A 13,404-nucleotide genomic window follows, 5' to 3' on the forward strand; every position below is an offset into this window, starting at 1 on the left:
GGAGATGCCTGGCCGGCAGCGTGCCGCTAGCGCGCGTGTCGCCGTCGCGGCCGCGCACGCCCGTCCGTGCGCGCCAGCCGCCCCTGCCGCTCCAGCCGCGTGACCGCCATGGTGAGGCCGACCAGGAGAAAGCCCAGCACGTTGGCGGTCAGCTGGCCGATCAACGACCACGTCAGCAGGCCCAGCGTGCTCACCAGCCACAGCAGGATGGCAAAGCAGCTGCCGGTGCGGCGCGCCGCACCGATGGCGAGCCACATGCCGGCCACGCACACGGCGAACTTAAGCCCCACGTACAGGTAGCCGAGCAGGCCGGCCTCCTCGACGGTGCGCCCGGTCTCGGTCTCGGACAGCATGAAAGTGATTTCGCCGCGCTCGAGGTAGCTGGCCAGGTTGCTGCCGCGCCCGAGCCCCGCGCCCAGCAGGCTGGGCTTGGCGTAGGCTTCGGTCTCGCCCAGGAACATGGTGCCGACGCGGTCGCCGAAGTTTTCGTCTTCGGCGGCGTCGTGGAAGCGCTGCACCGTGCCTTCGACGGACTCGCTGAACACGGCCATGCCGACGGCGCCAATCAGCACCGCCGCGCCGGCCCAGACCAGCACACGGCGCTTGGCCACGCCGCGCCCGAATGCCAGAGTGCAGAGCGCCGCCACCCCGAACAGGCCCGGCAACAGCAGCACGGTGGCACGCGATCCGCTCACCAGCACGCTGACCAGCAGGCTGCCCAGCACCACCAGCGCATACAGCCAGTGCCGCTTGCCTTCGCCGCCAAGCACGTATTGCAGCGCCATCGGCATGGTGATCGCCAGGAACGTGGTGTAGCCCAGCGTGAACGAGAACGTGCCGGTGGTGCGAACGATGTCGCCGACCATCATGAAGACCCGGTCTTCGTCGCCGTCGACCTGCCGGTTCAGGAAGCTGCCGGGCGGCAGGTAGTGCTGCAGCACCACCAGCGGTGCCATCAGCACCATCAGCACCAGCGTGGTCTTGCAGATCGCCGCCACGTCTTCGGGCTCGAGCAGCAGCGCCGCGGCCACGCCGAACCACACGTAGAGCAGCCAGAAGCGCAGGCCGACCAGCATGATGGCAAGGCTGCCGTCGCCGGCAATCGTCTGCAGCAGCCCCCATGCCAGCACCAGCGCGCTCCACAGCAGCAGCAGCCGCATCGCGGGCCGCGCCGGCGTAAAGCCGCCATAGCGCATGGCGTAGTAGATGCCATACACCGCCAGCAGGTCGCGCAGCAGCACCAGCGGCAGGCTCAGCGAGCCGGCCACCCACTTGCGCGCCGCGCCTTCCAGGACGGCCACCAGGAACACCAGCAGGAACACGGTGCCGAAGGTGGTGCGGGCCTGCCGGCGGGTGCGCGAGCGCGCTGGCGGCGCCAGGTGTGCGACGGAGGGGCTCAGCATAGCGTGGCAATGGTTGCGACCGCGGCGCGGCGATACCTGGCCCAGGTGTATTTCTCCCCGGCCAGGCTCGCATACTGGCGCGCCTCGTCCAGGCTGGCGCGTACCGTGGCAAGCTCCAGCATGCGGTCATACAAGGATTGCGCGCTGACCTGGACGACCCAGCCCGCGCGCGGGAATTCCTGCAGAATCTCCTTGGCCCCGACCCGCTCCGACACCAGCGCCGGCGTGCCGCAGGCGAGCGCCTCGGCCACCACCATGCCGAACGAATCGAAGCGCGACGGCAGCACCAGGCAGTCGGCGTCGGCCAGCTCCTGGTAGAGCGCCGACTGCGGCAAGGCCCCGAGCAGCGTAACCCCGGGGGTCGACGCCAGTGCCGCGGCCAGCCCCGGCTCGGCGCCGCCGCCGGCCACCGCGAGCTCGGCCTCCGGGACGCGCGCGCGCACCATGGCAAAGGCCTGTTGCAGCAGGTCGACCGCCTTGAGCGTGGTCAAGCCCCCGGCATACAGGAAGCGCGTGCCCGCGCGCGTGCGCCGGCGCCGCACGTCGCCCGGCGGGCTGGCGCCGAGCAGGATCGGCCTGAGCTTGGCGCTCGGCACGCCGGCCCGCGCGTAGGTCTGCGCGGCAAACTCCGAACAGGTGATGACCAGGTCCGCCAGTTCGACCTCGCGGTCCTTGCGCGCATCGATGCACGCCAGGTAGGGGTCGGGCTGCAGGCCCAGCAGGGCCGCCGCCGTCGCGCGATGCACCGCCGGCGCGTCGAGCACGCAGCGGGCGCCGATACGGCGGGCCGCCTCGAAGGTCTGCATCGCCGAGTTCTCGTAGGCCACCACCACGTCGGGGCGCAGCGCCTCGACGCGCCGCGCCGCCCACGCATCGAACAGGTGGAACACGCGGTGCGCATAGGCCGACTGCGACATGCCCAGATACCGGTTGAGCCGGACGCGGTGGTGCAGCCCCAGCTTGAGCATGGCCGGGAAGCACAGCGGATGGCGGCGCAAGGCCCGCGGGATGCCGACCTCGCGCACCTTGGCGCCGAGCGCCGGCGGCAGCCACCACGGCACCGGCTCGCCCGGCCCGCGCACCGGCACGCCCGACCAGTACTGGCAGAGCAGGCCCTGCTCGTGGAGCGCCTGCGCCAGCTGGTGCGAATGCTGCAGGCCGGGGTGGGTCACCAGGATCTTCATGGGCGGCTCCCGTCGACGCTCAGCACGGCCGGCGGCAGCAGCCGCCCGGCGCGGATCGCGCCCGCCAGCTCGCACATCACCGCGGTGCCAAGCCCGGAGGCCAGGCCGGCCTCGAACCAGAGCACGCCCCTGAGCGTGGACAGGTCCAGCAGGTGCGGCGCGGCCAGGCACCAGGCAATCACTACCGGCACCTGCATGTAGTTGAAGTGGTTCAGGCCGCGGTTGGCCAGCAGTTCCCAGGCTACGCCGGCGATGCTGTAGGCGCCGGCGCCGAGGCAGGCGATCACCAGTTCCGAGCCCAGGCCGGCGTAGTTGGCGCCGACCAGGCGCAGCAGCAGCCCGGGCCACAGCCAGGCCAGCAGCACCAGCGTGCAGGCCGGCAGCGAACCCAGCAGCAGCCAGCCCAGGTACTGGCGCAGCACGTGCTCGCGCGCCTGCGCGAAACGGGGCACGACATACGCGCCCACCACGATGCTGACCGGCACCAGCAGCTGGCCGATGCGCGACAGCGCGCCGATCGCCGCGGTCTGGCTGACCGCGCCGTAGAACGCGACGATGCCGAAGGCGAACTGCGACTGCAGGCAGAAGAACGCGTCCATCGGAATCTGCCGGCGCGTGATGGCACGGATCGAGCGCTGGTCTTCGGCCACGGGCTCGGCCGCCGTCGCCGGCAGTTCGCGGCGCAGCCAGCGGCGCACGAACGGCACGCGCAGGCCGGCGAAGAGCGTGTTGACCAGGCTCGCCGCCAGCGCGCTCTGCAGCCCGAGCAGGTAGACCGCCCACGACAGCAGCAGCCGCGCGCCGGACAGGCTGGCATCCAGCGCCTGCAGCGCCGGCGCCCGGTTGGCGAACAGCAGCACCTGGTCCACCACGCGCGACTGCATGTCGAAATACCACATCGCCAGCAGCGTCAGCAGCAATGCGGCCACCAGCGCCAGCGAAGCATGGTTGCGGTACATCAGCACGGCGGCAACGATCAGCAGCGGCGGCAGCAGGAAGGCCGAGATGCGCTTGCGCTGCGCCAGCGCGGCGCCCGTGGCCTGGGCCGCGCGCTCGCGGTCGGGCCAGGTGCGCCCGAGGATGGCATTCAGGCCGAAATGGATGCCGCCCTTGGTGATGATCGACATGGCGCCGACGATGGCCCCCGTGACCGTATAGATAGCGTAGTCGCCCACGCTGAGCCAATGCGCCAGCAGCAGGCCGGTGACGGCACCAAGCCCCTGCGACAGCACCGCGAAGACAAAGATGCGCAGCGCTTTCATGGGGTGCCGCCCGGCGTGGCGCTGGTCGGCCGGGATCCGTGCGCGGGCTGCGCCGTGGCCTCGGCGGCCGGCGCCGGCGCCGGCCGCTCGCCCAGGATGTCCAGCAGCCGCTGCGCGCTCTGCCGCACCTCGAAGCGCCGCAGGAAGCAGGCGCGCGCCTCCACCCGCATGCGCGCCTGCGCGGCGGGCCCGGCCTGCAGCCATTGGCGCAGGCACGCGCCGGTGCCCGCGGCGGTGTCGGCACCGGCCAGCCCGGCCTCGTCGGCGACGATTTCGCGCCAGATATTGACCTTGTCGGAGATCAGCACCGGCACGCCGCAGCCCAGCGCCTCAGCCACGGCCACGCCAAAGTTCTCCTGGTGCGATGGCAGGCTGAAGACTTCGGCCGCGTGATAGGCGCCCCATTTCAGGTCGCCCGACAGCATCCCGGTCCAGCTGAGCCGCTGCGCCAGCCCCAGGCACTCGGCCTGCCGCGCCAGGCGCGCGCGTAGCGCCGCCTCGACCGGTCCCGCCAGTACCAGCTGCAGCCGCGGGTCCGTACCGGCCACGCCGGCAAAGGCTTCGAGCAGCAGGTCGCAGCCCTTCTTTTCGTGGATGCGGCCCAGGAACAGCACGATGCGCTTGCCACGCAAGTCCGGAAATGCCGCCAGGAAGGTCTCGCGCAGCGGCGCGGCCTCGGTGGGCGGCTGCGCGGTGCCGTATCCGGCCACCAGCTCGCGGCAGCGATACGGCCAGAATGCATTGCGCGAACGCCGCTGCTCTTCCTCGCAGGTGAACAGCACGCCGCGCGCGCCGCGCAACACCCAGTAGTCGCCAAGCAGCCAGTAGACGCTCTTCTTGATGTGCTTGAGCGGATAACGCTCGCGGAACCACGGATCGAGCATGCCGTGGGTAAAGACAAAGTAAGGCACCTGGCCGCCGCGCAGCGCGAGGCAGGTGGCCAGCGCATGGAACTGCCACAGGCCTTCGACCAGCACGGCGTCGTAGTTGCCCGCATGGGCGCGCAGCCAGCGCAGCATCCTGGCGTTGAAGCCGTATTTCGTCGCGGTCGGCCCCAGTGCCACCACGTTCATCTCGCTGGCGCGCACGAACGGTGCGTCCGGGGCGTCGCCACAGCAGACATCGATCTCGGCGCCGCGTTCGCGCAGCGGCTGGCGCAATTGGCGGATGCCCTCGATGGGACCGCCCCCGGCCGGGTTGATGGAGGGTATGACGTGCAGCAATTTCATGATGCAGGGCGATCTCCGGAATGCGCGCGTCGTGCCCGCTTGGTGCCTGGCATGGGTCCCCAGGCAGGCGCCGATGGCAAGCGGGGCCATACGTCCTCGTGCCCGCAGCATGAGCCAGGCCGCGCGCAGGCTCTGTTCGCTGCCACACACCCGCGCCGGCCAGCGCTGGCGCCGCCTGGCGAATGTGGACCAGCGCACCGAGCCGCGCCCCGCAGCGCACCAGAATGGCTGCCATCGGCGCCGTTTGCATGGCGCCCTATCCGCGCGCCATGCCATGCCGATTCCGATCCTGATGTACCACCAGATCGACGCACCGCCGCCACGCCGCTCGCCCGGGCGCGGGCTGTGGGTGCCGCCCGCGCGCTTTCGCCGCCAGATGCGGCTGATGCACCGGCTTGGCTATCGCGGCCTCAGCATGCGCGACCTGATGCCGTACCTGCACGGCGAGCGCAGCGGCAAGGTGTTCGGCATCACCTTCGACGACGGCTTTCGCAATGTGTTCGAGCACGCCATGCCCGCGCTGGATGCGCTGGGCTTCACCGCCACCAACTACTTTGTCTCGCGCCAGCTGTCGGGCAGCAATGTCTGGGACCGGCACCTGGGGATCCGCCCCGCAGCCCTGATGAGCGTGGCGCAGATGCGCGCATGGCACCAGGGTGGCCATGAGGTCGGCTCGCATACGCTGGACCATGTCGACCTGCGCCGCATGGCGCCGCAGGAGGCGCGCCGGCAGATCGCCGCATCCAAGGATGAGCTGGAGCAGTGGCTGGGCGTGCCGGTAACGGCCTTCTGCTATCCCTATGGCAGCCAGGATGCCGCGCACCGGGCAATGGTGCGCGAGGCGGGCTACGCCAACGCCACCATTACCGCGCGCGGCCTGGCCCGCGCCGACGACGACCCGTTCGGCCTGCCCCGCGTCAGCGTGTATTGCGCCACCGGCATGCTCGGCTTCCTGCGCAAATGCCTGACCGCGCACGAAGACCGCTGGCGCGAAGCCTAGCGGCCAGCTTCGGAAGAACCCTGGCGCTCCGAGCTGAAGGGTGTGCGCTCGCGCGGCTCGCTCGGATGCTGCGTGAAGCGCGCGATAGCCTCGGCATAGCGCAGCGCCACCGCCTGGCGTTCGTGCTCGCGCAGGAACTGGCGCGTGCCAGCGGCATCCCGGTGTGACGCGCCGCCCAGCACGGCAGCCATGGCGGCGTGCAGCGGCTCGAGTGCCGGCTCGACGACCCAGCCAAAATCGCCGACCGCTTCGGGCAGGCCGCCGCGCCGGCTGACAATCACTTCGCACCCTGCCGCCAGGCCTTCCAGCGCGACGATGCCAAAGGACTCATAGCCCAGCGACGGCGCCACCAGGCAGCGATGCCGGCCCAGCAGCGCCGCCACGCTGGCGGCGCCCTGGCAGCCGGCAAAGTGCACCGCCTGCGCGCATCCAAGTCCGGCGGCCAGCCGCGTCAGGGCCTCGCGCTCCGGCCCTTCGCCGACGATGGTCAGCCGCGCGTGCGGCTGCCGCGCCTGCAGGCGCGCGAAGCTGCGCACCAGCAGGTCCACGCCTTTCTCGGACACCAGCCGCCCGACGAAGATGAAGCTTCCCGCCGGCCGCGCGCCGGCTGGCGCGGGGTCGGCGAACAGTTCGTCGCGATAGCCGTTGTGGATCACCAGCGGCTGGCCCGGCAGCCAGCCGGCCAGGTAGTGACTGACGCAGATGCCGTCGTAGAAGCGCGACAGCCAGCGCTTGAAAGCACCGGTCCAGGCGCTGCGCGTGTCGCCATGGACCACGTAGGGGCCGTGGTGCGTCAGCACGATGCGCCGGCGCAGCATGCTGGCCAGCATCACGTCGTAGAAGGTCAGGCCGACGAACAGCACGCGCCGGTGGCGCAGCAAGGCGCGCGCGAGCTGCAGCTTGCCGCTGACCCGGGTCACGGCGAACGGGAAGGTGGTGGCATCGCCGGGCGCGGCGGGCGTGCTGGTGGCCACTTCCACTGGGTAGCCCAGTTCCGCCAGCCCGCTCGCCAGCTCCTCGGCGAACCGCTCCATGCCGCCGATCAACGGATGGAAAGGGGCGCTGAAGATCAGGATGCTTGGCAACGGCGCAGGGGTCTCGGGCAGCCGCAAGGGTTGCATCATCGCGTCATGGCTCCGGTCGCGCAGCCTGCAAGCACGCCTGTGCAAGCTGCGTCCTGGCGGCAGGATGCCCCATCACCGGGTGCCGTTCCGTGCGCTGGCGCACTTGCCCTGAAGTGGGGCGGAGCTACGGCTTGCGCGCGATGAAATGGAACCAGTGGATATCTTCCACGCCGGCGCCGTCGGCCAGCGGTGTCGCGGCGAGGTCGCCGAACACGGCCTCGGTGCTGAGGCCGACCTCGGCCAGTGCGCGCTGCTGCGCGGTGCGCTCGGTATAGACAATGACGATGCCGAACTTGTGCGCGGCGCACACCCGCACCGCGTAGCCGTCGCACTCCCGGTTCAGTCGCGAATGGCGCAGGTAGTTGACGGTGGCCAGCGGCAGGTTGACGACCATGCGCGCGGCATTCAGGCCCAGCCGCAGCGGGTTGGCCGACCATGCCGGCGGCCGCAGGAACACCGACAGGTTCTCGCGATAGCTGGGTCCGTGCAGGTTATGGGTGGAGAACAGCAGCAGCCCGCCGGGCCGCAGCACCCGCGCGAACTCGCGCAGGATCGCACCGCGACCGGCGTAGTCGACGGCATCGATGCCGTTGAAGCTGAACACCACCAGCCCGAAGCTGTTGTCGGCCAGCGCCGACAAGTCGCGCGCATCCATCAGCCTGACTGCCACGCCCGGGTGGTTGCGCCGGCAGACCTGCACCAGCCGCGGGGTGTAGTCGATGGCGAGGTAGTCATGGCTGAGCGCGCGCAGCATCGCCACCGTGCGCCCGCCGCCCACGCCGACGTCGAGCACCGGGGTGTCCCGTGCGTCTTGCGCGACATACGACAGCGCCGCCGCCTCGCCCGGGTCGGTCCAGTCCGTCATCGTGCCGAACCAGCGGGTGGCACCCCAGCTGGCCCAGGCGCGGCGATTGATCCGGTCTTGTGCCGTTTCCATCCATGCCTCCAGTAGCTTCGTCCGGGCCACGCCAGGCGTCCGCCCCAACGGCGCGGCCCGCGTGCCCGAGTGCATAACGCCGACGATGCGCCGCCGGTTGGCGCGCAACCGTGCGCGAACACACACGCGCCGCTCGCGCGCGGCCGCTGCATCTGTGGCACGGCGCACCGATGCGCACGCCGGCTTCGCGCGAGCATCGCCGCAATGCCCGTCGTCCCGGAACGCTCCGTATGATCATCCAGCACACCCACCGCACCTCCGGCCCGTCGTTTTCGCTGTCCAACCGCGTGCGCCGGCAGCTATGGAACTGGGTATGGCTGTGGCTGTTCCGCCCCAGCCTGCGCCCGATGCATGCCTGGCGGGCCGCGCTGCTGCGCCTGTTCGGCGCCCGCCTCGGCCGCGATGCGCGGGTCTATCCCGCGGCGCGGATCTGGGCACCGTGGAATCTTGTGATGGGCGAGCACACCGCCGTCGCCGACGGCGTGACCCTCTACAACATCAGCCCGATCACGCTGGGCGACTACGCGATCGTGTCGCAGGGCTCGCACCTGTGCACGGGCTCGCACGATTACAACAGCGAGACCTTCCAGCTGATCGCGTCGCCGATCACGCTGGAGCGCCATGTGTGGGTGTGCGCCGAAGCATTCATCTCGCCGGGCGTGACGTTGCCGGAGGGCGCGGTGATCGCGCCGCGCACGGTGGTCACCAAGCCGCTGCGCGAAGCCTGGACGGTGTACGGCGGCACCCCAGCGCGCGCCATCGGCCAGCGCCGGCCACAGCCATAGCGGTGCCGGTGGCGGCACGCGACCCGTGCGGGGCATGCCACTCACAGCGCTCGGCGCAGTGTGCGAGAGCGCACTGATCCGGGCTACCCGCAGCCCTAGGCTGGGAGCATCGGGGGCATGCCGTCCCAGCGAGGGCCCAGCCCCAATGTGCAGGAGGAACGTCGTGGAAACCAGTCAATGCCGCACCACTTGCCTCATCCCCAGCACCCGCGCGGCGCGCCGGCGCTCGCTGCCGGGCCTGTGCGCCGTGCTCGGCGCCGCCCTGCTGCTGGGCGGCTGCGCCGCCTCGCCGGGGATGTACTTCAGCGCGAACGCGAACGTCGATGCCGTCGGGCCGGACGCCAAGCCGGACATCACGCCCATCACCATGGACCTGGTGCGCGAGCTGCGCGCGAAGAGCAAACCCACCAATCACCGCGTCGAAGAGCTGTTCGCCACGCCCAAGCCCTACGTGATCGGCCCCGGCGACATCATCTCGGTGGTGGTGTGGGACCACCCGGAACTGGTGTTCCCGACGCAGACCTACAGCATCGGCGCGGGCTTCGAGGTTCCGGCCTCCACCGGCGGCTCCAACATGCCCGGTTATGTGGTCAGCCCCAACGGCGACATCCAGTTCCCGTATGCCGGCGTGATGAAGGTCGCCGGCAAGACCGCCAACCAGGTGCGCGACGAAATGGCGCGCGTGCTTTCGCGCGTGGTGCGCAACCCGCAGATGACGGTGCGCGTGCTGGGCTTTCGCAGCCAGCGCGTCTATGTCGACGGCGAGGTCAGGACGCCCGGCATGCTCGCCATCGACGACGCGCCGATGACGCTGGTCGAAGCGCTGAACCGCGCCGGCGGTGTGCTCAACAACACCGGCGACAACAGCCGCGTGCGCGTCACCCGCGGCGAGCGCAGCTGGTACGTGAACATCCCCGCGATGCTGGCCAAGGGCGTGGACCCGTCGCGCATCCTGCTGCGCTCGGGCGACATCGTGCGCGTCGAGCAGCGCGAGGATAGCAAGGTCTTTGTCACCGGCGAAGTGGTCAGGCCGGCCTCGCTGCTGATGCGCAACGGGCGCATGACGCTGAACGAGGCGCTTGGCGACGCCGGCGGTGTCAACCCCAACTCCGCCAACGCCGAGCATATCTACGTGATCCGCAAGATGTCCAACGATGCGCCCAAGGTGTTCCACCTCGACGGCTCGTCGCCGGTGGCGCTGGCGATCGCCGAAGGCTTCGAGCTCGAGCCCAAGGACGTGGTCTACGTCGATGCGCGCGAAGTGGTGCGGTGGAGCCGGGTCATGACCCTGCTGGTGAGCCCGATCGTGGGCGTCAACAGTCTCGCGCGGCCCTGAACCCATGCTGCACCTGCCGATCCTGAAACCCGATGAAGCCGCGATGATCCGCTCGATCCTGGTGGTGTGCCTGGGCAACCGCTGCCGCAGCCCGATGGCCGCCGACCTGCTGCGCCAGGCCTTGCCCGGCTGCAGCATCAGTTCCGCGGGGCTGGCGCCGCCGGTGGGCGCCGGCGCCGATCCGCGCGTGATCCGGCTGCTGGCCAAGGACGGGCTGGACCTGGCGCCGCACCGCGCGCGCGAACTCGACGACGACATGGTCGACGCTGCCGACCTGGTGCTGGTGATGGACAGCGAGCAGCGCGAATGGCTGGAGCAGCGCTTCCCGCAGGCGCGCGGCAAGACCTTCCGCTTGTGCGAGGCCGCGCAGGCGGATATTCCCGATCCCTACGGCGGCTCGCAGGCGATGTTCCTGATCGTGCTGGGGCTGATCCGCGAGGGCGTGCAGGCATGGACGGCACAGATTCAATCCGAAGCACAGGCAACCCGCTACGGGGAGGCAACATGAGCAACATCAAGAACCTGCGTGATTACGAAGCCCAGGCTCCCGAAGGCGATGAGCCGTCGTCGGACCTGACTTCGTATGTCGACGTGCTGGTCCGTTATCGCTGGACCTTCCTCGCGGTCGCCGCGGCGGTGATGGCTGCGGGCCTGCTGTTCGCGCTGCTGAGCAAGCCGGTCTACCGCGCCGACATCCTGGTGCAGGTGGAGGAGCAGAACGGCGCCAGCGCCAACAACCCCAACAAGCCTACCGCGACCGTATCGCCGGTGTACGACGTCAGGCCCGCGCCTTCGGCGGAGATCGAGCTGCTGCGCTCGCGCATGGTGGTGGGCAAGGCGGTGGACGCGCTGCAGCTGGACGTGTCCGCGTCGCCGCACTACTTCCCGGTGATCGGCGCGGCGCTGGCCGGCTTCAACCGCGAGCTGTCGCAGCCGGGCCTGTTCGGCAAGGGCGGTTATGCGTGGGGCAGCGAAGCGATCGCGGTATCGCGCCTGGAGGTGCCGGCCGCGATGGAGCGCCGCCTGATCACGGTGACCGCAATGGGCAACGGCAAGTACCGGCTGGCCTTCGCCAGCGACGATGCCGTGGCCGAAGGCAGCGTCGGCGTGCCGCTGACGGTGGCGACCCACAGTGGCAAGGTCACCATCGAGATCAGCCAGCTCGAAGGCCGCCCCGGCGCAGTCTTCCATGTCTCGCGCGTACCGCGCGCGGTGGCCATTGCCGACCTGCAAAGCCAGATGATGATCACCGAGCGCGGCAAGCAGAGCGGCGTGATCGGCGTGGCGCTGGAGGGCACCTCGGCCGAGAAGACCGCCGCCATCCTGAACGAGATCGGCAACGAGTATGTCGAGCAGAACCTACGCCGCAAGGCCGCCGAGGCCGAGAAGTCGCTGGCCTTCCTGGAAGCGCAGCTGCCGCAGCTCAAGCAGCAGCTGGAAAGCGCCGAGTCGCGCTACAACAACATGCGCAACCAGCGCGGCACCATCGACCTGAACGAAGAATCCCGGCTGGTCCTGGCGCAATCCGTGGCCGCCCAGACCAAGCTGGCGGACCTGCGGCAGCGGCGCCAGGAACTGATCGCGCGCTTCACGCCCAACCATCCGGCGATCGAAATCATGGACAAGCAGATCGCCGACGTGAACGCCGAGCTCGGCGCGGTCGGCAGCAAGATCCAGCGCCTGCCGGATATCGAGCAGAACGTGCTGCGGCTGATGCGCGATGTCCGGGTCAGCACCGAGATGTACCAGTCGCTGCTGAACGACGTGCAGCAGCTCAGGCTGGTCAAGGCCAGCAAGATCGGCACGGCGCGGCTGGTGGACCCGGCCGAGGTGCCGATCCGCCCGGTCAAGCCCAACCGCCAGCTGATTGCCGCGGCCTCGGTGCTGCTGGGCCTGCTGGCCGGGACAGCGGTGGTGGTGCTGCGCCGGCTGCTCGACGGCGGCGTCGCCGATGCGGACGAGATCGAGCGTGAAACCGGCATGACGGTGTACGCCACGGTGCCCTACAGTGCCGCGCAGTCGCGCCTGCGTGGCGGGCCCGATATCGACAAGCTGCTCGCCAGGCGCTTGCCCGACGACCCGGCCGTGGAAAGCCTGCGCAGCTTCCGCACCTCGCTGCAGTTTGCCCTGCTCAACAGCGACAGCAACAACGTGGTGGTGATCACCGGGCCAGCGCCGGAAGTAGGCAAGTCCTTCATTTCGGCCAACTTCGCCACCGTGCTGGCCACCGCGGGGCGCCGCGTGGTGCTGGTCGACGCCGACCTGCGGCGCGGCGGGCTCAACCACCATTTCGGCAAGCCGCGCGTGCCGGGCCTGACCGAACTGCTGACCGGCACGCCGCTGGAGCAGGTGCTGCAGCGCGACGTGGTGCCGGGGCTGGACTTCATCGCCACCGGCTCTGAGCCGCCGCTGGCGGCCGACCTGCTGCAGACGCGCGGCATGGACACGCTGCTGGCCACGCTCAGGAACCGTTACGACGTGGTGCTGCTCGATACCCCGCCGGTGCTGGCCACTTCCGACGCCGGCGTGCTGGCGACCAAGGCCGGGGCCGTGTTCCTGGTGGCGCGGGCCGATGCCAGTACGGCATCAGAGCTCAAGGCCACGCGGCGGGCGATCGTGCAGGCAGGGAGTGATATCAAGGGCGTGATCTTCAATGGCCTGAAGGTGGAGGGGCGCTGGTATCGGGCGCATTATCACTTCGGGAAGTATCGGTATATGAATCAGTATGGGGGCGCGAGTTCTAAGAGGGCTTAAGGTGGCTTAGGTTGGGGGGCTCTCTTTTTGGGAGGGGTGGTGTTGGTGACATGCTGTCGGCTTTTGAACCGCTGGGTTCCGCCCTCCTGGGCGGGTCACTTTTTGTCCGAGCGACAAAAAGTAACCAAAAAGCGCGTTGACTGCCCTGCGGGCGGCATGTCTTATCGTAGTGTGCCTGGGGGTTTTCGTACGGGGCTGGGCTTCCTCACAAAGCTAGACTGCCTGCCGCAGGGGTGCGCGACGGTGGGAGGGGCGTTGAAGGGATGGTTGAACGAGCCCAGAGCGGTGGGGGGCCGCCTGCTGCGGGCCTTGCGGACCTGTCAGAAATTTTGTGTTTAGGGCATAACATGTCGCCAAGGAGCATGTATGCCACGCAAAACCAAGACGAGT

General features: G+C 69.8%; 11 protein-coding genes. 5 read left to right on the forward strand and 6 right to left on the reverse strand.

The annotated features are described in order from the left end of the window. Positions 1 to 26 precede the first annotated feature (26 nt). The 4 genes from E5S69_RS26770 to E5S69_RS26785 are packed head-to-tail and all read right to left on the reverse strand — an operon-like array spanning position 27 to position 5,078. The gene (locus tag E5S69_RS26770; protein ID WP_171517478.1) at positions 27 to 1,403 is read right to left on the reverse strand and encodes a hypothetical protein; all 1,377 of its coding nucleotides are present in this window, start codon (positions 1,401 to 1,403) and stop codon (positions 27 to 29) included. Beyond that, positions 1,397 to 2,587: a glycosyltransferase gene (locus E5S69_RS26775; RefSeq protein ID WP_171517479.1), complete on the reverse strand. Its 1,191-nt coding sequence runs from the start codon at positions 2,585 to 2,587 to the stop codon at positions 1,397 to 1,399. Before E5S69_RS26775 ends, E5S69_RS26770 begins: the two co-directional genes overlap by 7 nt. Beyond that, positions 2,584 to 3,849 (reverse strand): hypothetical protein, encoded by a 1,266-nt coding sequence (locus tag E5S69_RS26780; protein WP_171517480.1) that lies wholly within the window; start codon positions 3,847 to 3,849, stop codon positions 2,584 to 2,586. The genes E5S69_RS26775 and E5S69_RS26780 overlap by 4 nt, the downstream gene beginning before the upstream one ends. Further along, positions 3,846 to 5,078 (reverse strand): glycosyltransferase, encoded by a 1,233-nt coding sequence (locus E5S69_RS26785; RefSeq protein ID WP_171517481.1) that lies wholly within the window; start codon positions 5,076 to 5,078, stop codon positions 3,846 to 3,848. Before E5S69_RS26785 ends, E5S69_RS26780 begins: the two co-directional genes overlap by 4 nt. Positions 5,079 to 5,352: 274 nt before the next feature. Here E5S69_RS26785 and E5S69_RS26790 point away from each other — a divergent pair, with 274 nt between their 5' ends. Continuing rightward, positions 5,353 to 6,078 (forward strand): polysaccharide deacetylase family protein, encoded by a 726-nt coding sequence (locus E5S69_RS26790; RefSeq protein WP_171517493.1) that lies wholly within the window; start codon positions 5,353 to 5,355, stop codon positions 6,076 to 6,078. Here E5S69_RS26790 and E5S69_RS26795 read toward each other — a convergent pair. Continuing rightward, entirely contained in the window at positions 6,075 to 7,202 is a 1,128-nt protein-coding gene (locus tag E5S69_RS26795) for a glycosyltransferase family 4 protein (RefSeq protein WP_171517482.1), read from the reverse strand. The two genes, E5S69_RS26790 and E5S69_RS26795, sit on opposite strands and share 4 nt — an antisense overlap. Positions 7,203 to 7,326: 124 nt before the next feature. Next, positions 7,327 to 8,139: a class I SAM-dependent methyltransferase gene (locus E5S69_RS26800; RefSeq protein WP_171517483.1), complete on the reverse strand. Its 813-nt coding sequence runs from the start codon at positions 8,137 to 8,139 to the stop codon at positions 7,327 to 7,329. Between the two features lie 230 nt (positions 8,140 to 8,369). Between E5S69_RS26800 and E5S69_RS26805 the strand changes: the two genes are divergently transcribed. The 4 genes from E5S69_RS26805 (at position 8,370) to E5S69_RS26820 (ending at position 13,014) form a co-directional block, all read left to right on the forward strand. Next, complete coding sequence (locus E5S69_RS26805) at positions 8,370 to 8,924, forward strand: putative colanic acid biosynthesis acetyltransferase (RefSeq protein ID WP_171517484.1); 555 nt, start codon at positions 8,370 to 8,372, stop codon at positions 8,922 to 8,924. Positions 8,925 to 9,219: 295 nt separating this feature from the next. Then, complete coding sequence (locus E5S69_RS26810; RefSeq protein WP_236901443.1) at positions 9,220 to 10,260, forward strand: polysaccharide biosynthesis/export family protein; 1,041 nt, start codon at positions 9,220 to 9,222, stop codon at positions 10,258 to 10,260. Between the two features lie 4 nt (positions 10,261 to 10,264). Continuing rightward, positions 10,265 to 10,768, forward strand: coding sequence for a low molecular weight protein-tyrosine-phosphatase (locus tag E5S69_RS26815; RefSeq protein ID WP_236901439.1), 504 nt, complete (start codon positions 10,265 to 10,267; stop codon positions 10,766 to 10,768). Beyond that, complete coding sequence (locus E5S69_RS26820) at positions 10,765 to 13,014, forward strand: polysaccharide biosynthesis tyrosine autokinase (protein ID WP_171517485.1); 2,250 nt, start codon at positions 10,765 to 10,767, stop codon at positions 13,012 to 13,014. Before E5S69_RS26815 ends, E5S69_RS26820 begins: the two co-directional genes overlap by 4 nt. Positions 13,015 to 13,404: the final 390 nt, after the last annotated feature.

Origin of the sequence: Cupriavidus necator (assembly GCF_013141915.1) — a bacterium.
In the GTDB taxonomy this organism is placed as follows: domain Bacteria; phylum Pseudomonadota; class Gammaproteobacteria; order Burkholderiales; family Burkholderiaceae; genus Cupriavidus; species Cupriavidus necator_B.